Annotated in this window: 12 protein-coding genes; 7 read left to right on the top strand and 5 right to left on the bottom strand. The window is 70.1% G+C overall.

The annotated features are described in order from the left end of the window. Positions 1-88: 88 nt before the first annotated feature. Entirely contained in the window at positions 89-1,288 is a 1,200-nt protein-coding gene (locus tag KBZ10_RS02590; protein ID WP_210985817.1) for a serine hydrolase, read from the top strand. A 111-nt stretch (positions 1,289-1,399) separates the two neighbouring features. Here the strand turns inward: KBZ10_RS02590 and pepN are convergent, their stop codons facing one another. Continuing rightward, positions 1,400-4,000 (bottom strand): aminopeptidase N, encoded by a 2,601-nt coding sequence (pepN, locus tag KBZ10_RS02585; RefSeq protein ID WP_210985816.1) that lies wholly within the window; start codon positions 3,998-4,000, stop codon positions 1,400-1,402. A gap of 171 nt (positions 4,001-4,171) precedes the next feature. Between pepN and KBZ10_RS02580 the strand changes: the two genes are divergently transcribed. Continuing rightward, positions 4,172-4,825 (top strand): DsbA family protein, encoded by a 654-nt coding sequence (locus tag KBZ10_RS02580; protein ID WP_210985815.1) that lies wholly within the window; start codon positions 4,172-4,174, stop codon positions 4,823-4,825. Positions 4,826-4,901: 76 nt separating this feature from the next. Here KBZ10_RS02580 and KBZ10_RS02575 read toward each other — a convergent pair whose 3' ends face one another. After that, on the bottom strand, positions 4,902-6,335 hold the full coding sequence (locus KBZ10_RS02575) for an amino acid permease (RefSeq protein ID WP_210985814.1): 1,434 nt from the start codon (positions 6,333-6,335) through the stop codon (positions 4,902-4,904). A 480-nt stretch (positions 6,336-6,815) separates the two neighbouring features. Here KBZ10_RS02575 and KBZ10_RS02570 point away from each other — a divergent pair, with 480 nt between their 5' ends. The 3 genes from KBZ10_RS02570 (at position 6,816) to KBZ10_RS02560 (ending at position 8,981) form a co-directional block, all read left to right on the top strand. Further along, positions 6,816-7,412: a biotin transporter BioY gene (locus KBZ10_RS02570; RefSeq protein WP_210985813.1), complete on the top strand. Its 597-nt coding sequence runs from the start codon at positions 6,816-6,818 to the stop codon at positions 7,410-7,412. 250 nt (positions 7,413-7,662) lie between these two features. Then, entirely contained in the window at positions 7,663-8,151 is a 489-nt protein-coding gene (locus KBZ10_RS02565) for a ribose-5-phosphate isomerase (RefSeq protein WP_210985812.1), read from the top strand. 20 nt (positions 8,152-8,171) lie between these two features. Further along, positions 8,172-8,981, top strand: coding sequence for an Fpg/Nei family DNA glycosylase (locus KBZ10_RS02560; protein ID WP_210985811.1), 810 nt, complete (start codon positions 8,172-8,174; stop codon positions 8,979-8,981). A gap of 155 nt (positions 8,982-9,136) precedes the next feature. Here KBZ10_RS02560 and KBZ10_RS02555 read toward each other — a convergent pair whose 3' ends face one another. Further along, the gene (locus tag KBZ10_RS02555; RefSeq protein ID WP_210985810.1) at positions 9,137-10,366 is read right to left on the bottom strand and encodes a GNAT family N-acetyltransferase; all 1,230 of its coding nucleotides are present in this window, start codon (positions 10,364-10,366) and stop codon (positions 9,137-9,139) included. A 150-nt stretch (positions 10,367-10,516) separates the two neighbouring features. Between KBZ10_RS02555 and KBZ10_RS02550 the strand changes: the two genes are divergently transcribed. Next, a complete protein-coding gene (locus tag KBZ10_RS02550) occupies positions 10,517-11,656 on the top strand; it encodes a PP2C family protein-serine/threonine phosphatase (protein WP_210985809.1) in 1,140 nt (379 codons plus the stop codon). A 482-nt stretch (positions 11,657-12,138) separates the two neighbouring features. Here KBZ10_RS02550 and KBZ10_RS02545 read toward each other — a convergent pair whose 3' ends face one another. Continuing rightward, positions 12,139-12,378 (bottom strand): hypothetical protein, encoded by a 240-nt coding sequence (locus KBZ10_RS02545; protein ID WP_210985808.1) that lies wholly within the window; start codon positions 12,376-12,378, stop codon positions 12,139-12,141. A gap of 11 nt (positions 12,379-12,389) precedes the next feature. Then, the gene (locus tag KBZ10_RS02540) at positions 12,390-20,810 is read right to left on the bottom strand and encodes a DNRLRE domain-containing protein (protein WP_247701713.1); all 8,421 of its coding nucleotides are present in this window, start codon (positions 20,808-20,810) and stop codon (positions 12,390-12,392) included. A gap of 474 nt (positions 20,811-21,284) precedes the next feature. Here KBZ10_RS02540 and KBZ10_RS02535 point away from each other — a divergent pair, with 474 nt between their 5' ends. After that, positions 21,285-21,770, top strand: a complete 486-nt coding sequence (locus KBZ10_RS02535) for a hypothetical protein (protein WP_307847147.1) — start codon at positions 21,285-21,287, stop codon at positions 21,768-21,770. Positions 21,771-21,895 lie beyond the last annotated feature (125 nt).

The following is a 21,895-nucleotide window of genomic DNA, read 5'->3' as shown; positions in this document are numbered from 1 at the left end:
CGCCACCGGCGGAGAGTCCTCCCCGGCGCGGCCGCGCGGCCCGACACGGCGCGGTCCACCGGTAGCAGGCAACGGAGGGAACGGACTCATGGCGACACGTTCACGCAGAGGACGGCGCGGCACGCTCGTCGCGGCCCTGACGGCCGCGGCCCTGGCGGCCGGCGCGCTGGGCGCCGCCCCGGTCGCGGCGGCGGGCCCGGCGGCCGAGGCGGCGGCGAAGCCGGCCCCGGGCCACGGCCACGGGCACGAGGCGACACGGAAGGCCATGGACGCCCAGGTCGCGGCGGGCGTCCCCGGGGTGCTGCTCCAGGCCGTCGACCGCCACGGGGCCTGGAACGCCTCCTCCGGCGTCGCCGACCTGGAGACCGAGCGGCCCCGGCTGCCGAAGGACCGGTTCCGCGTCGGCAGCATCACCAAGACCTTCGTCGCCACCGTCCTCCTCCAACTGGAGGCGGAACGGCGGATCGACCTGGACGACACCGTCGAGAAGTGGCTCCCGGGCGTGGTGCGCGGCCAGGGCAACGACGGCCGGACGATCACCGTCCGGCAACTCCTCAACCACACCAGCGGTCTCTTCGACTACACCTCCGATGCCGCATTCGCCGAGAAGCTGTTCGGCCCCGGCTTCCTGGAGCACCGCTACGACACCTGGACGCCGGAGCAGCTCGTGAGCATCGGAACGAGCCACGAGCCGGACTTCGCGCCCGGCACCGGCTGGAACTACTCCAACACCAACTACGTCCTGGCCGGCATGGTCATCGAGCGGGTGACCGGCGAGGAGTACGCCGAGGAGATCGAGCGCCGCATCCTCCGGCCGCTCCGCCTCCGCGCCACCACGGTGCCCGGCACCGACCCGGACATGCCCCGCCCGCACGGCCGCGCCTACTCCACGCTCGGCGGCGACCCGGAGGAGAAGATCTACGACACCACCGAGCTCAACCCCTCCATCGCCGGAGCGGCCGGGGAGATGATCTCCACCACGGGCGACCTCAACCGCTTCTACCGGGCCCTGGTGCGCGGAAAGCTGCTGCCGGACCGCCAGCTGAAGGCCATGCTGACCACCGTGGCGACCGGCGAGGAGGGCCTGGAGCGCTACGGTCTGGGCATCTACCCGCAGACCCTCTCCTGCGACGTCACCATCTGGGGGCACAGCGGCGGCATCCACGGCTCGGCGTCCGCGGCGACCGTCACCCGGGCGGGGGACCACGCGGCGGCCTTCAACGTCAACGGCGACTGGGCCGGTGACGGACGGGCCGTCGCCGAGGCGGAGTTCTGCGGAACGTCCTGACCCGGCCGCCGGCCGGCGGCGGCCCGCCGCCCGCCGCCGCGCCCGGGCCGGCCGCCCGTTCCCGTACCCCGGGAGCGGGCGGCCGGCCGTTCCGCTGTTGCCGGGGCGTGCTCAGCCCGCGAAGTCCGCCGCCCTGTCGCAGTCCTGGGCCCGCAGGGCACGCGCCAGATCGGCGTGCGCCTCCAGCACCAGCCGCCGCAGCGCCGGCGGCGCGTCCCGGTGCTCGTCCAGCCACGACTGTGCCGCGTCCAGCGTCTCCTGGTTGCCCTGGAGCATCGGGAACAGGCCCCGCACGATCGACATCGCGATCTCGATGGACCGCTTCTCCCACACCTGCTCGATCACGGCGAAGTACCGCGGGACGTACGGCGCCAGCAGCTCGCGCTGACCGGGCTGGTCCAAGCCGGCGATGGTGGCCTCGACCAGGGTGTTCGACAACGCGTCCGACTCCACCACATCGGCCCAGGCCTGCTCCTTCACCTCGGCGGAGGGCCGGGCGGCGAGGCAGCGCGTCTGGTGGCGCTTGCCGGAGGCGGTGTCGTCGCGCGCCAGTTCGGCGTTGATCTCGGCAGCTCCGGCGGCCCCGTGCGCGGCGAGCGGTTCGAGGAAGGCCCAGCGCAGTTCCTGGTCCACCTCCAGACCGTCGATCCCGGCCGTCCCCGCCAGCAGCCCCTGCAGCAGTTGCAGATCGGCCGCGCTGCCCGCGGTCAGCGCGAAGAACCGTGCCCAGGCCAGCTGGTGGCCGCTGCCCGGCTCGGCCAGCCGCAGCTCGCCGAGCGCGCCCTCGGCCAGCGCCCGGCCACTCTGTTCGCGCCGGTCGGGGGCGGTGTAGTGGACGAGCGCGGAGTGCGCCCAGGCGTGCAGCATCTGCAGCACGCCGATGTCGCTCTCGCGGCCGGCGAAGCGCAGCACCAGGTCGAGGAAGTCGCGGGCGGGCATCAGCCCGTCCCGGGTGAGGCCCCACAGGGCCGACCAGCACAACGCGCGGGCCAGCGGGTCCGTGATGTCGCCCAGGTGCCCGCGTAGGGTGCCGAGGGAGTGCGCGTCGAAGCGCGTCTTGCAGTAGGTGAGGTCGTCGTCGTTGACGAGGATCAGATCGGGGCGCTCGGCCCCGGCCAGCTCGGCGACGACCGTGCGGGGCCCGGCGGCATCCGTCTCGGTGCGGCGGTAGCGCACCAGCTTGTCGCCCTCGCGCCGGTAGAGGCCGATGGCGACCCGGTGCGGGCGCAGCTCCGGATGGGAGGGGGCCGCCTCCTGCAGGACGGCCAGCTCGGTGATCCGGCCCTCGGCGTCGTACACGACGTCCGGCGTCAGGACGTTGACGCCCGCGGTCTGCAGCCAGGCGCGGGACCACTCGGCCATGTCGCGCCCGGAGGTCTCCTCCAGGACGGACAGCAGGTGTTCGAGACGGGTGTTGCCGTAGGCGTGCCGCTGGAAGTAGCGGCGGGCGCCCTCCAGGAAGGCGTCCCGGCCGGCGTACGCGACGAGCTGCTTGAGCACCGAGGCGCCCTTGGCGTAGGTGATGCCGTCGAAGTTGAGCTTGGCGTCCTGGAGGTCGCGGATGTCGGCGGTGACGGGGTGCGTGGAGGGCAGCTGGTCGGCGCGGTACGCCCACGCCTTGCGGCGGTTGGCGAAGGTGATCCAGCCGTTCTCGAAGCGCGTCGCCTCCACCAGGGAGAAGGCGCCCATGAAGTCGGCGAAGGACTCCTTGAGCCACAGGTCGTCCCACCACTCCATGGTGACGAGGTCGCCGAACCACATGTGCGCCATCTCGTGCAGGATGACGTTGGCCCGGCTCTCGTACGAGGCCTGGGTGACCTTGCCGCGGAAGACGTACTCCTCGCGGAAGGTGACCAGGCCCGGGTTCTCCATGGCGCCGAGGTTGTACTCCGGCACGAACGCCTGGTCGTACTTGCCGAACGGGTACGGGAAGCCGAAGTGCTCGTGGAAGAAGTCCAGGCCCTGCTTGGTGACGGTGAAGATGTCGTCCGCGTCGAAGTGGCGGGCGAGCCCCTTGCGGCAGAGGGCGCCGAGCGGGATCTCCAGCTCGCCGCCGTCGTCCAGCGTGCGCCGGTAGGTGTCGCGGACCATGTGGTACGGCCCGGCCACGACGGCCGTGATGTACGTCGAGATGGTCTTCGTCGGCAGGAAGCGCCAGACGGCGCCGCCGCCCTCCGCGGGGAGGGGCTCGCCGTCGGCCGCGCCGTTGTTCAGGACCGTCCAGCCCTCGGGGGCGGTGACGGTGAAGGTGAACGGGGCCTTCAGATCGGGCTGTTCGAAGGTGGCGAAGACCCTGCGCGCGTCGGCCGGCTCGTACTGCGTGTAGAGGTAGACCTCGCCGTCCTCCGGGTCGGCGAAGCGGTGCAGGCCCTCGCCGGTGCGGCTGTAGGCGCACTGCGCGTCGACGGTGAGGACGTTCTCCTCGCGGAGGTCCTCCAGCGCGATCCGCGTGCCGTCGAACACGGCGGCCGGGTCGAGTTCGCGGCCGTTGAGGACGACCGCGTTCACGGACGGGGCGAGCAGGTCGGCGAAGCTCGACGCGCCGGGCCGGGCGCAGCCGAAGCGGATCGTGGTGACGGAGCGGAAGGTGCGCGGCCCGGAGGTGTCCGGGGCCGTCGCCGACCGCAGGTCCAGCGCCACCTCGTACCCGTGGACGGTCAGCAGCCCGGCCCGCTCACGGGCTTCGTCACGGGTCAGGTTCTCACCGGGCACGACGGCTCCTTTGCCTCGTCTGTCACTCACATGTGTCACGCACCGCGGTCTCACAGTGCGAACAGTCGCCATAGTGTCACGCGCTCACCGGCGGGTGGGAATGTGTCACACAGCGCCAGTGGTTCACCGTGGGAACCACCTGAGCACGCAGTGCAGCGGACCGAACCCCTGATGAGGAGAACTCCCGTGACCGCACCCGAGAAGACGCCCGTCGACTTCTGGTTCGACCCGGTCTGTCCCTGGGCCTGGCTCACCTCGCGCTGGATGCTGGAGGTCGAGAAGGTGCGCCCGGTGGAGGTGCGCTGGCACGTGATGAGCCTGGCGGTCCTCAACGAACCGAAGCTGGACGAGCTTCCGGAGGAGTACCGCGAGCTGCTGGAGAAGACGGCCTGGGGCCCGGTGCGGGTCGCCATCGCGGCCGAGCGGGAGCACGGCAGCGACGTGCTGGGGCCGCTCTACACGGCCTTCGGCACCCGCTTCCACAACCGCGGCGAGGGCGTCTCGCGCGATTCCATGGCCGCCGCGCTCCGCGACGCCGGGCTGCCGGCGGAACTGGCCGGCGCCGCGGACACCGACGCCTACGACGCGGAGCTGCGCGCCTCGCACAAGCAGGGCATCGAACTGGTCGGCGAGGAGGTGGGCACCCCGGTGATCGCCGTGCCCGGCGCGGACGGCGCGCCCTGCGCCTTCTTCGGTCCCGTCGTCACCCCCGCCCCCAAGGGCGAGGCCGCGGCGAAGCTGTGGGACGGCACGCTGATGGTCGCCTCCACGCCCGGCTTCTACGAGATCAAGCGGACCCGCGTCCAGGGGCCGGTCTTCGACTGACCGGCCTCCGCGGCCGCGCCACGGCCCCGCGCGACCCGTGCGCGCGGGGCCGTCGTGGCCGCGCTCGTCGCGCCCCTCAGCGCGTGCCGTCTCCGGCGGGCCGGTTCGCCCGCCGCTGCCGCAGCAGGCCGGTGACGGCCAGCACGAGCGTCAGCCCGGCGGTGAAGCAGAGCTGCGTCCGGGTCGCGCCGTCCCGCAGCATCAGCAGCAGCACGGCCGCGATACCGGCCAGCGCCACCCACGTCAGATACGGGAACCACCACATGCGCACGGTCAGCCGCTCCGGCGCCTCGCGCTCCAGCCGCCGCCGGGCCCGCAGTTGGGCCGCCGCGATGAACCCCCACACCACCAGCACGGCGGCGCCCACCATGTTGAGCAGCCAGGCGAAGACCGTGTCCGGCCACCGGAAGCTCAGCAGCACCGCCAGGAAACCGAAGGCGGAGGAGGCCACCACGGCGCGGCGCGGCACACCGCCGGAGACCCGTCCCAGGGCCGCCGGGCCGTCGCCCCGGGCGGTCAGCGAGTACGCCATGCGGGAGGCGCCGTAGATGTTGGCGTTCATCGCGGACAGCAGGGCCGCGAGAATCACGGCGTTCATGATCTGCCCGGCGGCCGGCACCGCGAGGAAGTCGAGCACGGCCACATACGGGCCCGGCCGGACCACCGAGGCGTCGTTCCACGGGATCAGGGTGACGATCACGGCCATGGAGCCGACGTAGAAGAGGGCGATCCGCCACATCGCCGTGCGCACGGCACGGGCGACCCCCTGCCGGGGGCGCTCCGACTCGGCGGCGGCGATGGTCACCGTCTCCAGCCCGCCGTAGGCGAACACCGAGGCGAGCAGACCGACGAGGAAGCCGTCCACGCCGTTCGGCAGCCAGCCCCCGTCGCCGGTGAGATGGGCCGTCCCCGGCGCCTCCGTGCCGGGGAGCGCGCCCAGGATCGCCAGTACGCCGAGGACCAGGAAGGCGGCGATGGCGAGCACCTTCAACGCGGCGAACCAGAACTCCAGTTCACCGAAGTTGCCGACCGCCGCCAGATTGGTGCCGCAGAACAGCGCCATGAAGACGGCCACCCACATCCAGGACTCCGTGCCCGGCAGCCAGCCCGTCATGATCGCGGCCGCGCCGATGGCCTCGGCGGCGACGGCCACGCACAGCAGCGTCCAGAACATCCAGCCCGCGGTGAAGCCCGCCCAGCGGCCGATGGCCCGTTCCGCGTGCACGGAGAAGGAGCCGGAGGCGGGGTGGGCCGCGGACATCTCGCCGAGCATCCGCATGACCAGCAGCACCAGCGCGCCGGACAGCGCGTAGGCGAGCACGATCGAGGGCCCGGCGGCGGCGATGCCGGCGCCCGAGCCGACGAACAGCCCGGCTCCGATCACCCCGCCCAGGGCGATCATCGACAGGTGGCGCTGTTTGAGGCCGCCGGAGAGCGGGGTGCCGCGCTCGGGGGTCCCGGCCGCCCCGGCGCCGGGGGGCGCGGAGGGCGGGGAGGTCGTCCGGTTCATGGGTGTGACGTCCAGTGCACGAGAGGTCGGGGGACGCCTCAGTCTCCTGGCGTGTTCCGCTCACAACAAAGTCGGCCTGGTTTCATACCGATATCCGGACGCCTGGCTGACGCTCCGTGGCCCCGCGCCTCCGCCGCGGAACCCGCGGGCCCGGTGCCGCGCCCCCGGTGAGTCGGCGACGCGCCACCGGCCGGCCGGAGCCGCTTTGGTGGATCCCAACAGGACCGGCCCCATCTGCCGCGGCCTCGCCCGCCCTTGGCGGCCGACTCCGGACCCCACTCTGTCCGGCGGCTCCGCGTGACGAGAGTCACGGAGCGGTCCCGTGGGGCCCGCCCCCGCCCGCCCAGGCGCCACCGGGCCGTTATGGGAAACCTACCAAGCCTTCTGTCCCGCCTTTGTCGGCGGCTCATGGTGAACGATCGTTGACCCGTCGGCTAGCGTCACTCTGTCCCACCGCCGTCCTCACCCCGCGGAGCACCCATGAGCACTGCCGCCGTCACCCGCCCCCGCCGCCCCGGCGCGGTCCTCGCCGACCTGCTGCCCGCGGCCACCGCCACCCGCGCCCGGCTGCGCGACGCGGCCCTCGTCGCCGGGGGCGCCGCGCTCACCGGTGCCGCGGCCCAGCTCGTCGTCCCCGTGCCCGGCTCCCCCGTCCCCGTCACCGGCCAGACCTTCGCCGCGCTGCTCGTCGGGGCCTCGCTCGGCGCCGGCCGCGGCTTCCTCTCGCTCGCCCTCTACACGCTCGCCGGCATGGCCGGCATGCCGTGGTTCGCGGGCGGCGCCGGCTCGGCGACCTTCGGCTACATCCTGGGCATGCTGCTCGCCGCCACCGTCGTCGGCGCGCTGGCCCGGCGCGGCGGCGACCGCGGCGTGCTGCGCACCGCGGGCACCATGGCGCTCGGCTCGCTGATCATCTACGCCGTCGGTGTGCCCTACCTCGCCCTCGCCGCGGACCTCTCCTTCGGCAAGGCCGTCGCCGTCGGCATGCTGCCGTTCCTCATCGGGGACGCCCTGAAGGCCGCCCTCGCCATGGGCGCCCTGCCGGCCGCCTGGAAGCTCGCCGGCCGCCGCGGCTGACCCGCGTCCCGTACGGGGACGGCCGGCCCCGCGCCGCCTCACCGCGGCCGCGGGGCCGGCCCGTCCGCGTACCGCCCGTCCGCGTACCGCCCGTCCGCGTACCGCCCGTCCGCGTACCGCCCGTCCGCGTACCGCGTCCGGCGTCCGCCGGGCGTCCCGGGCTGTCCGCCGCCCCGTGTCCGCCGGGACGGCCACCCCCTCGGCGCACCCCTCGGCGACGCCCCGGCCGGGCCGTGCCACACTGCTTCCCATGCGCGTGTACCTCGGCTCCGATCATGCCGGTTTCGAACTCAAGAACCACCTTGTGGAGTGGCTCACGGCCCACGGCCACGAGCCCGTCGACTGCGGCCCGCACATCTACGACGCCCAGGACGACTACCCGCCGTTCTGCCTCCGCGCCGCCGAGCGGACCGCCGCCGACGCCGAGAGCCTCGGCATCGTCATCGGCGGCTCGGGCAACGGCGAGCAGATGGCCGCCAACAAGGTCAAGGGCGTCCGTGCCGCGCTCGTCTGGAGCGAACAGACCGCCGAACTGGCCCGGGAGCACAACGACGCCAACGTCATCAGCGTCGGCGGCCGCATGCACAGCCGGGACGAGGCCGTGAAGTTCGTCGAGACCTTCCTCAACACCCCGTACTCGGGCGAGGAGCGGCACACCCGCCGCATCGAGATGCTCAGCGCCTACGAGAACACCGGCAAGCTCCCCGAGATCCCGGCCCACCACCCGCGGCAGGACTGAGCGGGGGAACCGAGCAGCACATGCCCGAAGGGCACACCGTCCACCGGCTGGCCGCCGACCACCTCTCCCGGTTCGGCGGCCGCGCCGTGCGCGCCACCAGCCCGCAGGGCAAGTTCGCCGACGGCGCCGCCCTGGTCGACGGCCGGATCATGGAGACCGCCGAGGCCCACGGCAAGCACCTCTTCCTCGGCTTCCCCGGCGCCACCTGGATCCACATCCACCTCGGCCTCTTCGGCAAACTGGGCTTCGGCCCGGCCCCCGCGCCGCCGCCCGCCGAGACCGTACGGCTGCGCCTGGCGAACCCCGAGGCGTTCGCGGACCTGCGCGGCCCCACCACCTGTGCCCTGCTCACCGACGAGGACAAGCGGGCCATACACGACCGGCTCGGCCCGGACCCGCTCCGCCCGGGCGACGACGGGGAGCGGGCCTGGCGGCGCATCAGCCGCAGCCGCAGTAGCGTCGCCGCCCTGCTGATGGACCAGAAGGTCGTCGCGGGCGTCGGCAACGTCTACCGCGCCGAAGTCCTCTTCCGGCACGGCATCGACCCCTACCGCGCGGGCCGCGATCTGACCCGCGCCGAATGGGACGCGATCTGGGCCGATCTGGTCACGCTGATGCGCGAGGGCGTACGGAACAACCGGATCGACACCGTCCGCCCCGAGCACACCCCGGAGGCGATGGGCCGCCCGCCCCGCGTCGACGACCACGGCGGCGAGGTGTACGTCTACCGCCGCACCGGTCTGCCCTGCCACATCTGCGGCGGCGAGGTCCGCACGGCGGAACTGGCCGCCCGCAACCTCTTCTGGTGCCCCGGCTGCCAGCCCGGCTGAGCCCGCTCGGGCGCCGCCGGAGAGTGGGGGCGGCGGCCCGCGAGGGGACGGCAACGGCCGCGCCGGCCCGTCCGGCGCCGCCGTGTTGCGCAGCCGCGTTCCGCCGCCCCCTTCCGCGGCCGCGCGGCAGCCGGAGCACGGCCCGGTCCCCCCGCTCAGAAGCCGTGCGGCAGCCAGGGCGCGACATCGCCGAGAAAGGCGCGCGACGTCCGGCCGAGAGCGTGCCGGTGCACCTCGCGCACCCGGCCGGTGCCCGCCAGCGCGGCCAGCGAGAAGCCACCCAGATAGGCGGACCCCAGTTCCCGTACGGAGAGCGACAGTTCGGCCGCGTCCGAGGTGCGGGTACAGGTGGCGCCCTTCGCGTCGCCGCTCAGCCGCCAGCGTCCCTCGTTCCAGGGGCAGAAGGCGTCGGTGACCTCCAGCACGACGTCCACCGGGCAGGCGTAGGTCCGCGCCTCCAGGGCCGCGCCCACGTCCACCACGCGCAGATGCAGCCCGTCGCGGAGCCGCGGCGAGCAGCGGCGGACATCGGACACCAGATGCAGCAGCGGATCGTCGACCGGACGGCTCCGCACCGCCAGCCGCGAGGTCAGGTCGATCCCGAAGAGGAAGCGCCAGAGCGCCGCGGACGCCGCCGGGTCCAGCGCCTCCAGATCGCGCAGGACGACCGTGCCGTCCGCCCCCCGCGGGCCCCACTCGGGCTTGAGCGCGTAGCGTGCGTAGCCGGCCGTCTCGCCGTCCCGCTCGGCCAGCACGCACTGCAGCGGCGAGGCACCCGCCCGGCTCGCCTTCGGGTCGAGCAGCGGCAGCCGCTCCCACCCCGGCGACCGGGCGAGCATCCCGGGCCGGGCGGGCACCCGCCGGGCGTAGACCGCCTCGCACCGGTCCTGGACGTCACCGGGCGCGGCCAGCCGCAGCGTTACGTCATCCGTGCGGTCCGGCACCCGCAGTCCGGCCCGTTCCGTGTCGATCTCCAGAGCGAGCTCCTGGGACGCGATGCCGTATCCGAACCGGCCGTAGATGCCCGGCTCGGAGGCGGTGAGTACGGCGAGCGGCTCACCGAGTGCGCGCACGTCGTCCAGCACGCGCCGCATCATGCCCGTGAGAATCCCCCGCCGGCGGTGCGTCGCCAGGACGCTCACCATGGTCACCCCGGCCGCCGGTGCCGGTGCCCCGCCCGGCACCGTCATCCGGAAACTGAAGGCGCCGGCCGTGCCGACGCAATTGCCGTCCTCCCAGACGCCGATCGAACGGTCGTACTCGGTGAGGCCGCGCCAGAGTTCGCGTTCCTGCGGGGCTTCGGGGATCCCGCCGAACGCCAGTTCCAGCCGCCCATACCATTCGTCCCATTCCGCGGGTCGCAGTACCCGCGTCTCTGTGGTCATGAGCCCATCACTACCAGCAGCATTCCGAACGGGCGACCGGGTTTCGGGTGCGTCGGGAGCGCACGGAGGCGGGGCGGGCGCAACGATCCGCGGATTCCGACGCGCCGTGAATCGACGCGCCGCCGAACGGGTGGATAGGGTCCCGGTGAAATGGCACACGAGGTGAGGGTGGAGACGTTCACGGCCCGCATGCGCAGAAGGACGCACCGGGTCCGGATCGGGCTGCGCAAGGCCGCCGTGGATTACTTCCGCGGTGACGGCTCCGACTGGATCGCCCTCGTCGCCCTGCTGCTCAGCGTCCCCGCCATCGCGGCCGGGACCATGGCGGCGCCCCTGTGGTGCCCGCCCTCCGCCCTGGTGCTCCCGATCGTCGCCGCCGGGCTGCTGCTGCGGCCGTCCAGCGTGCTGCTGATGTACGCGGCGGCGGCCGGTGCGCTCATCATCGAGGCGTCGGTGATCGAGGAGTACGCGAACGTTCCCGTGGTCACCCCGGGCGACATCCTCGTCGTCGGCGCGGTCGGCTTCTCCGGGCTGATCATCGCCCAGTTCCGCAGCCGCGTCGGCGTGCCCTGGCGGCGCGGCGGCACCATGCTCTTCGACCTCCGGGAACGCATCCGCGTCCAGAGCAAGCTCCCCGGCCTGCCCCGCGGCTGGCACCGCGAGATGGCACTCCGCCCGGCCGGCGGCCAGTCCTTCTCCGGAGACTTCGTCGTCGCGGCCCGCACGAACGGCGGCCGCACCCTGGAGGTCGTCCTCACCGACGTGTCCGGCAAGGGCATGGATGCCGCCTCGCGCGCCCTGCTGCTCTCCGGCGCCTTCGGCGGCCTGCTCGGCTCGCTCCCGCCGCACCAGTTCCTCCCGGCCGCCAACGGCTATCTGCTCCGCCAGGACTGGACCGAGGGCTTCGCCACCTCCATCCACCTCGTCCTGGACCTCGACAGCGGCGACTACGAACTCATCTCCGCGGGCCACCCCCCGGGCCTGCACTTCTGCGCCGGGACGGGACGCTGGGAGCAGAAAGGCGCCGAGGGCCCCCTGCTCGGGGTCTACGCGGGGGCGGAGTTCGAGCCCGTGAAGGGCACCCTGTGCCCGGGCGACGTCCTGATGCTCTTCACGGACGGCCTGGTGGAGTCGGCCGAGCGCGAACTCAGCGAGGGCCTCGACCGCCTGACGGGCGAGGCCGACCGCTACGTCGCCTCCGGCTTCCACGGCGCCGCGTGGCACTTGATCGAGGCGGTCGCGAAGGACGTCAACGACGACCGCGCCCTGCTGATGATCTGCCGCGACTGAACCCTCCGCCCCTGCCCTCCGGCCCGCGGGCTTTCGGCCACGGCCCGCCGGTCCGCCTGCCCGCTCGGAGGGGACACGAGTGCCCGTCAGGCCCCCCGGGATCCGGCGGCGTTGAAGGCTGCCCGGGGGCAGGGCGATGCCGGCGGCAATGGCGGCAACGGTGGTCATGGCCGGCAGGTGCCGGTGTGATCAAGCCCGAGGCGATTCCGCAGTTCACGGGTGACCCGGGCCAGCTGGGCCCATGGTGCTGGTTCCGCCCTGGTCATCCGGATGATTCGTCCGGAGGGGGATCCGGATCACGGTGAAGCAGGAGAGCCGCCGCTACCGAAAAAGGCGGCATTGGCGTCGGAGGCGGGCACGTCGAACAGCGTGCCGTCCAACGACACAAGCCGCCGGCCCCGCCGAACACCTCCCGGCGACGGGTCAATCCGGGAAATGGACCGGCGGCCCACCACTGAACGTGGTGGGCCGCCGGTTCCCGGTCAGGCCGCGCCCGGGTTGTGGGGTGGCGCGATTGCCTCATAGGAGAGGGCCGTGTCGACCACTTCCTCTGGAGTGAGCTCCGGGTCATGTCGGTAGATCAAGGAATATGCGCCCGGATACGGAACGCTCTCCTCGAACAGCTGCTCCATGGCGTCGACCTCTTCTTCGGTGCCGTCGAAGGCGACGATACGCCGCACGAGTTCGACGAGCTGATCTCGTGAAAGATCACCCAGCGCCACTCCGCACCTCCTCAGTCGTAGTGATAGCCGGGATCCAGCACTTCAGCATGATACTGCGGCGTCACAATCACGAGATTGTCGAGATCGTACACGCCGCCACCATCATGGATCGGTGTCCGGTGATGCAGCACATAACTGTTGTTCTTCCCTACCGCCTGCGTGGGATCAGTCTTCGGAGCTGCGCCGTTCTGCATGCGGTAGAAATCCCTGTCGCCGAACTGCTTGGCCAGCTCGGGAACCTTGGACACCTCGACCCAGAACGCCTTTCGGAATTCGTTCCAATCCTTGAACTCTCGCCCTTGCAGGGCGCGCGCCACCTGCCCCGGAACCTTCCCGGCATTGCCGGCGGAACCCTTGAGCCACTTTCCGTCGATATCTGGAAGTTTGCTGCCGCCCACGACTCCGCCGGGGGACTTCCTCAGGTCGGTGGCTTTCTTGATGCTGTCCAGCTGACGCGGCGCCTTGGCGATGTCACCGAACGGCAGGAAGCCGATGACACCGGCTAGGACTCCCCACCCGTCCCCTTCATCGATCGACCGATTCAGGTCGTACAGGTCACAGCCCCATCCTGCGACGGGAACCCAACTGCAACCGGCGAGGCCGACTTCCTTGGCAACCTCGTCCGAGGACTCGCCGCCGCCGAATTCGCAGATTCCGAGATCCTTGCAGGCGCCATGGCCGTCGATCTCGACGAAGTTGACCGGATTGCCCCCAGTAAAGGCGTACCGGTTGCTGGTGTAGGGGTCTGTGCCGAGCTTCATATCGGCGAGGGCGCCGTTGTACATGTCCCGGGTGGTGAAGCGGTTCAGGCCCGGGTCGTAGTCGCGGAAGCCCATGTCATAGGTGCCGGAGTGGGCGTCCCAGCGATTGGCGTTGTAGCGGTAGGGGTTGTAGGGCTCCTTGCCGGGGTCTGCGGCGTCGGGCTTGTCGATGCCGGTGAACTCGGCGTCGTCGGCCTTGCCGTAGGCCGTGTAGCCGTACGTCGCCATGGTGTTGCCGGTGTCGTCGGTGAGGGTTTCGACGTCGGTGTGGCTGTTGTAGCCGTAGTAGCTGTCCTCCGTCGTGCCGTCGCTGTTGTGCTTGATCTGCGACAGGCGCTCGCCCCACGGGCTGTACTGGTACGACTTGGTCAGCTCGCCGGAGACCGCTTCGTTCAGTACCTCGCTGCCCAAGCCGAGGTAGGCGAACGTGGTGGTCTTGCCGTCCGCGGTCTTGGAAGCGGTACGGTCCAGCGGGTCGAAGGCGTACGTCGTCGACTTCAATGTCCCCGTGTCATCCATCTTCTGGGACTCGATGACGTGGTCGAAGCCGTCGTACACCTTCCGGGAGATGATCTCTCCGCCGCTGGTGACCGATTCCTGGCGGCCGAATGGGTCGTAGGTGTAGCTCGCCGACACACCACCGGCGGTGGCACTCAGCAGGCGGTTGCGGTCGTAGTTGTAGGTGGTTGTGGTGCCCTTGACCGTCTGGCTGATGACGTTGGCGTTGTCGTCGTGGATGTACGTTTCCGTCCCGGCCCCGTTGCCTGTCTTCACCGACTTCGCCAGCCGGTCGGCCGGGTCGTAGGTGTAGTCCGTGGTCGATTCGAGGTACGCCGTGTGGTTGTCGGCGTTCATCTTCTTCGCGACGTCCTGCGCCTTGTTGCCGTTGGGGCCGTAGGCATAGGTATGCGAGGCGACGAGGGTGCCGTTGCCCTTCTTCTCCACCGAGGTCTTCAGCGCGCCGTCGAGGTAGTACGCGTAGTCGACGGTGTTGCCGTTGGCCTTGGTCTCCTGCAGCTTCTGGCCGCGGGCGGTGTACGTGTACGAGGTCGCCTTGGGCGAGGCGTCCGTCGGCGTCTTGCCGACCGAGACCGTCTTCACCAGCTCACGCGTGGTGTACGTGTACGTGGAGAACTGGTCGGGGTGGGTGACCGTCTCCGGCTGGCCGTTGGCATCGTACGTGTACGACGTGGACTTCTTCTCCGTGCCGGACAGCGACTCGGTCACCTTCCGGACCTGGTTGAGGCCCGTGTAGGTGACGGTGTACGCGTCGATCTGCGCGGTCGACGAGGTGTCGTCGATCTTGGTCAGGTTGCCGTTGAGGTCGTAGGAGTAGGCGAAGTCGCTGTTCTCCGTGTCGGCCGGGTCGCCGCTGGTGTCACGCACGAGCTTGACAGCGTCGGCGACGACCGTGCCACCGCTGTTCTGGACCAGCTGCAGCTTGGCGTCGTTGCCCTGCTGGAAGGAGTGGGAGCCCAGCGCAACCCAGGTGTCCTGGTTCGCGGCCGTGCTCTGGTCGATCGTCTTGTCGGCCGTTCCGGTCGCATGGGTGAGCGTGTACTTCGCCGTCGTCGCGGCGCCCGCCACGTCCGGGAACTTCACGTACACGGTGTACGTGCCGTCCCTGGGGATGTTCAGCGTCCACGAGAAGGCGTCCGTGCCCGTGCCCGCCGCGTGGGTCTCGTGGTTGTAGCCCTGCTGACCGGCGGCCTCTCCCTTCGTCCAGGTGCCGGTCTTCGCTGTGTTCTGAGTGTCGGAGTTGTCCACCAGGACCACCGACTTGCCCACCGGGACGCCGTCGTCCGACCGCGACTTCAGCGAGCCGTCCGGGTAGTACGACCAGGTCATGGTGCGGTCCGAAGAGCCGCCCGCCGAGGTCAGGGTCCGCTTGGCCTGCTGGCCCGTCTCGTTGTAGTCGTAGGTGGTGGCGATGTCCCACGGGTCCGTGGACGACTTCACCCAGCCGTTGTCGAAGTAGCTGTTGGTGGTCTCGTTGCGGACCGTCTCACCCTCGGACGGCGGCAGCGAGGTCTTCTTCACCCGGCCGACCTTGTCGTAGACGGTCTGCGTGTAGACGCCGGGGTTGTTGTAGCGGGAGTCCGCCGGGTCGTAGGGCTGGTACTGCTTGACCGGACGGTTCAGCTCGTCGTACTCGGTACGGGCGGTGAACGCCTCCGTCGACCCGGCCGCGACGGCACGCGGAGTGATCACCTTGGTGGCGTTGCCGACCTGGTCGTACTCGTACTTCGTCGTGCGGTACGTGATGGCCGATGTGCCGTCGTGCGGGACCTTGACCTCGGTCTGCTTGCCGCGCTCGTCGTAGGTGATGAGCGTGGTGTTGCTCTCCGCGTCCGTGGTCGAGGTGACCAGACCGTCCTTGTCGTAGCCCTTCTCGGTGGTCTTGCCGGCTGTGTCTGTGACGACCGTGACCCGGTGGTTCAGGTCGTAGTCGGTCCTGGTCGTGTAGTCGGTGGTGTCGGTCGTCGCGTTCTTCTTGGGATCGATGACCTTGGTGACGTTGCCGACGCTGTCGTACTCGTACGAGAGCTTGTCGCCCGTGGCGTTGACGACGGAGGTGAGCTGGTAGATCTCGTCGTAGTGGTTGGTGATGACGTAGTCGGTCGAATCCGCCGTCGTCGCGGTGCCCTTGGGCTCCGTCGTCGACTTGAGGTTGCCGACCTTGTTGTAGGTGTACGTCGAGGTGCGCGGGTCGGTCTGGTTGTTCGCCGGCGCCGTCGCCGAGCTGACCTGGTCCGCGTCGTCGTACACCGCCGTGGAGACCGCACCGTTCGGCGCCGTCGACTTGGTGATGTTGTCGTTGGCGTCGTACACCGGTGCCGGGGTGGTGATCAGGTCACCCGCCGCCTGGTCCTTGGGCACCGTGTTGACCAGCGGACGGCCGAAGGTGTCGTACGTCTGCGTGGTCACCTTCTGGTGGGCGTCGGTGACCTTGGTGACCTGGCCTCGCTCGTCGTATTCGTACGCAGTCGAGTTGGTCTTCGCGTCCGTGATCGTCGTCGGGTATCCGGTCGGGCCGAACTCCTTGTACTCGGTCGGGTTGCCGTTGGCGTCGGTCGCCTTGGTCAGCTGGCCGTAGGAGTTGTACGCGTACGACGTGGTGTAGTCGTCCGGCACCGAGGTGGTCGCGACGCCCTTGGGGTCGGTGACCGTGGTCAGGTTGCCGAAGGAGTCGTAGCCGAACTGCCAGGCCCGGCCCTCCTGGGAGGTCTTGCGGAACAGGTCGGCGGAGTAGCCGTCGGCGCGCGTCTGGTACTCGTACGTGACCGCGTTGGCCGGCCACTGGCTGGTGTCCGTCACGCAGGTGGTCGTCTGGTCCGGGACGCCTGTCTTGTTGTTCTCCGCGTCGCGCTGCCAGAGCGGGTAGCCGGTCTTCTGGTCGTAGCAGTACGCGGTCTTGGCGCCGTTGTCCTCCTCCAGGTAGGTGACGTTGTTGTCCGCGTCCCAGCTCAACTTGCTGGTCTGGGACTTGGCGTTGGTCGTCTGTACGGGGCGGCCGAAATCGTCCGTCACGTACTGCGTGGCGTGCGACTCCGCGTCGGTGACCGTGGTGTCGGTGAACTCCGTATTCGTGGCGTTCGCCGCGTACGCGAAGCCCGTGTCATGGCCGAGCCGGTCGGTGACGGTCTTCGTCCACCAGTGATACTTCGGGTCGTCGCCCTCCTTGGGGGCGTAGTACGCCAGGTCGGTGCCGTTGCCGCGCGGGTCGGTGGCCTTGACCAGCTTGACGTTCTTGTTGCCCTGGGTGGCGTCGTAGGTGAACGTGAACACCTTCGGCTGGCCGGAGCCGTCGCCGTCGGTGAACTGACCGAGCAGACCCTTCGGCGTGTAGAAGAAGGAGATCTTGCGGACCGGCAGGCCCGAGACGGACCCGGAGATGTCCGTGATCGACTTGATGTGGTCGTAGATCTTCGAGTTGGTCAGGTTCGAGCCGGTGACCTTGGCGCCCGTGTCGTCGATGTAGTCGTACGACGCGTCGCCCTTCTTGTAGTACTCGACCCGCAGGGACTGCCGGCCGGCCGGGTCGGTGATGTACGTGAGGAACTTGGTCGGCTTGTTGTTGGACTTGCGTTCCTCGTACGTGTACGTCTGCGTGTTGCCGTTCTTGTCGACGACGGACGTCATGTAGCCGTCGCAGCCGAAGAAGAAGCGCGTGCCGTCCGGGCGGAGCAGGGTCCAGGCGTCCGGTACCGGGTCCTTGTCCGGGGTGCAGTCCAGGCCCGCCTTCATGGTGATGCGGTAGTGGACGCCGGCCGGGGCCTTCCACGTGCCGTCGGCCTGCTGGGTGAAGACGTGTGTGGTGCCGTCACCGTCCGGCAGACGGATCTCCGTCGCGTTCGCGTTCGGGTTGGGGTGGAAGTCGAGCGGGGCGCCCAGCCGGATCGGCCCGGCCAGCTGCGCCGACCAGCCCGCTCCCGACACGGTGTCGGAGGTGTCCAGCGAGTTGTACGCGAACCTCGCGAACGTCGTCAGCCCTCGGCCCGGGTTGGTGAACGCGTTGTACGACCACACGCTGTTGCCCGACGCCAGGTTGTTCATCACCGTCGAGCCCGCGCCCGTGTTCTTCCCCGTGTAGGAGTAGAACTTCTCCAGGCCGAGCGTGTTGGCGGTGGGGTCCTCCACCGCCACGTTCTGCTTCAACGGTGCGATGCCGCCGGTCCCGGCCGACAGCCAACTGCCGTCGGAGACCTTCTTCACGTCCCAGCCGAGCACGTAGTCCGTCCGCTTGTTACCGGAATCGGAGTTGATCGGCGTCTTGACCTGCGCCTGGATCGTCGCCGACTGGCCGGGCGACAGCGCCGGTATCGCCGTGGAGAGCTGGTTGCCGCCGGTCGTGACATCGGTGCCGTCCGGGAGCTTCCACGTGTACGACAGCCCCCGCTCACCGCTCGCCCACGCACTCGACGTGGTGTTGGTGACCGTGAAGTCCACCGTGTAGGTGGAGTTCGGGGTCATCCGGGCCGGGGTCTGCGGCGCGTAGTACGTGTCCTCCGCCGTGGAGTCGACGTAGATCACGCGCAGCAGCGGGCCGAGCTGGTGGTCGGATGTCTCCGAGGCCAGGAACAGGGTGCGTTCCTGCGGGCCGGTGGCGGATTCGTCCTTCAGCCTGACCATCGCGCCCTTGTTGCCGGCCGGCGTCTTGATCCAGCCCTGGGTGAGCGAGGTGGCGTCCCACCAGTGGCGGCCCACCTCCGACATCTGCGCGACGGTGTCCGACACGGTCGCCGAGTAGTCACCGCCCGGCGCCGTCCACGCGGTGGCGGAGTCGGCGTTGTTCCAGGTGGCGCTGGTTTCGGCGAAGTCCCGGGTCAGTCCGTGCAGTTCGTAGATCGCGCCGTTGGTGCCCGTGGTGGTCTCCGCGCCCCACATGAAGAGGCGTGACTCCAGCACCGTGGCCGTGGTGGGGATGTCGGAGGTGGTGAACTTCATCGCCGCGCGGGTCTTGCCGTACGTGGAGGAGTTGTTGCCCACGCTCAGCCACTTCTGCCCGACGCCCCAGGAGGAGATGGTGTTCTGGTTGGTGTTCGGCTGCGCGGACGACAGGGTCGTGTCCGTCACCCCGGACGTGCCCTGGATCAGCTTCATCGTGCGGCCCGCCTTCGGCACGCCCACGACGCGGGTCGGTGAACCGAGCAGCTCGCCGCTCTTGGTCTGCACCGCCAGCTGGTAGTAGTACGAGCGGCCGATCTCGTTCGCCGAGGAGTCCGGGGTCGGCGTCGCGGTGGTGTCCGTGTAGCTGGTGGCAGCCTTGTCGACCGGCGCGACGAGCGTCGCGGCCGACGGCGTGAAGGCCTGCTGCGTGGAACGGTGCAGCTGGTACTCGGCGATGTCCAGACCGCTGTCACCGGTGGTGTTGGAGTACGCCTTCCACGACAGCTCCGGGCCCGTGCCGTGGATCACCGTCGGCGAGTTCAGCGTCGTGCCGACCTTGCCGTAGGTGACCGTCAGCCGCGGGATCGTCGAGGTCTCGCCGCCGTAGTCGCCGTCGCCGGCCTCATAGCGCGGGCCACCGGTCAGAGCGGTGGACTCGTTCGTCGCCTTCAGCACGAAGCCGTGGTTGGCCGAGGTGCCGTCCAGCCACTGCTGCACCGTGTCCGTGACCGGGAACTTGTGCCACTGGTTGTACTCACCGGTGTTCTTCACGATCGACGCCGGGTTCACCCAGCGCATCGCGTCCGCGGTGACCGCGGTCGAGGCATCCGTGTCCCCGAGGACGACCTTGCCGGCCGTGCCCTTGGAGAACCAGATCTGCGAGCCGCCCTTCAGCGGCGCCCACACCCCGCCCGAACCCGCCGACTGGTCCACCGTGTAGGTGGCCGTACCGTCCCGCCCTGTCACCGTGTACGGGGCCGCCGTGGCCCGGTCCGAATACTGCACATAGTGTGCGTCCACCCGGTAAGACGCCGTCTCCGGCAGCCTGGGCTGCCAGGTGTAGGTGTCGGTGGTGATCGAGTCCTTGTTGTACAGGTAGTCGCCGTCGATCCCGTACGTCTGCGACCCCGGCTTCCACGTGCCGACCGCCGCCGTCGTCCCGGGGTCCCCGTCGTCGACCTGCACACTGGTGCCGGACAGCTCACCCACCAGCGCACTGGTGTTGGACCAGGTCGCCGTCGACTCGGTCCACGCCCCGGTCGCCCGGTAGGCACCGATGGTGACGTCGTTGGCGTTGGTGGTGTGTGCCTGGTCGAAGTACATCTCCAGGCGCGCGGCGTCGATCTGCGTGCCCGCCGGGATCTCGCTCAGCGGGAACTTGACCAGCGACCGGGAGGTGCCCGTGTCGGTCTTGCCCGCCGACAGCTTCCAGCTGGTGTTGAAGTTCACCGACGGCTGATCCGACAGGACCATCGTGTCCTGCGAGCCGGACGGCGACGGCGCGATGGTGATCGTCGGGTCGATGACGACCGGGTACTGCCGCTCCTTGGCCGCCAGCCACTTCGTGTCCGGCGTGACCGTCAGCTTCCAGGAGTCGCCGTCCCTGGTGAGCTTCTGGCTGACCCTGGTGCTGTAGGTCCGGCCGAAGACGGACCTCTCCGCCTTCTTCGCGTCCGTCATGTACGGCGCCGGGATGACCAGCTCCGGCGTGTGCGGCAACTCGCCGTACAGGGCGATCGAGCCGTCCTTGTGGGCCTTCGGGGTGAGACCGGCGGTGTCCAGCGTGAAGGTGAACCGCACGGGGCCGTCCGGGCGTTCGGCCAGGGTGATGTTCTCCTTCACCCGGCCCGGGCCGACGGCGTACTCCAGGTCCGCGCCTTGTGCCGCGTCCTTGTACGTGACGGTCGAGCCCTTGGCCGTGGGCTTCAGGTCGCCGCTCGCGCCCTCCAGGCCGAGGGTGACCGAACGGCCGCTCGGCGAGGCGAAACGCACCAGACGGCCGGCGTCACCGCCGAACCAGGTACGTCCGTTGTTCGTGGTATTGGCGAACTCGAAACCCTTCGCCTTCGTACCGCGCACGGTTGTGTCGATGGATTTCCAGGATGTCTTCTCGCCCGTGCCGGAACGGTACGACGTCGGCACCGCCGACAGCTCCGCCTCCACTCGGCCGTCCGACAGCTGCCAGAAACGGGCGTTTGCCGTTCGCCGGCCCTTCAGCTCCTTGACCCGCTTCGCCTTCGGAGCGGCTTTGCCCTTCGGCAGTTTCTGCCGGTCGGCCATCTCCAATTCGTTATGCGACGGAGGCTTGTCCAATCCTCCGCCATCATCGCCGTCATCCGCGAACCAGCCTTTGATGGTGTCGACAATTCCCTTTCCGTCACCATCATCAGCGGGCGCCGCATAAGCGACCTGAGGCAGCGCGGTACTCGTCACCGCAGCCACCGCAAGGCACGCCACAAGCCTGCCCAGTCTGGGTCTCACGCCAAACCTTTCCTTGTCCGTCATGGTCCGAACACCGCTGCCGCAAACCGGCCTTCCCAGCTCGGATCGAGAGGCCGTAGGCAGCGGCGCCGGGTTTCTATTCATTCTCATGACGCCATGTCAAGTAATCTCAGATACAGGGCAATTGACGCCAAAGGGGACGCGGGGTGTCCGATATTTCCGCTCGCTGGTCATCGGTCGGTGGCATCGTGTATAACCAGCCCGGCTGCAGCCTGTGGGCCTTCCCATTCACTCGTTGAGGAGAATTCGACCGTGCCCGGAAAAACCGAGGAAACCGAAGCGGAGGAAACGGATGCACCAGGTCCGAGGAAACCCTCCGGCGACCGCGCCGGTCTGCTCGCCGGCGGCGTCGTCCTGGCCGTCTGCGGCGGCCTCGCCCTGTACGGTGTGCTCGACTCGGGCAAGGGCGACGAGAAACCGGCGGACCGTACCCCCACCGCCGCGGTGACCTACGAAGTCACCGGCAAGGGCACCGCCGACATCACCTACCAGGCCCGCAACACCTCCGGCGAGGCCGTCGTCGTCAAGGGGGCCACCCTGCCCTGGCGCAAGACGGTGGACGTCCCCCTCGGCCAGGAGCCGACCGTCAGCATCGTCCTGGGCGAGAAGGGCGGCCAGGCCCGCTGTGCACTCGCCGTCCGCGGCAAGCACGCCCAAAGCGCCACCGCCGTCGGCAAGTTCGGGCGAGCGACCTGCGCCGGCGCGCTCCCCGGAGAAGCGGACGCAATCCAGGGCTGACACCCGCCCCGCCCGATATGAGAATATTGTCGTGCTTGCTTGACGCTGTTCCCGCCACACAGCTACAAGCCCGGTTGGGTGGCACATGCCCCTCCCAGACCGTGTGGCATACGTCCGCGCGGTCC

The organism is Streptomyces sp. F63 (genome assembly GCF_018070345.1).
Classification (GTDB): Bacteria; Actinomycetota; Actinomycetes; order Streptomycetales; family Streptomycetaceae; genus Streptomyces.
Note: the sequence above shows the minus strand (reverse complement) of the source record. Positions and strands in the feature narration are given on the sequence as shown.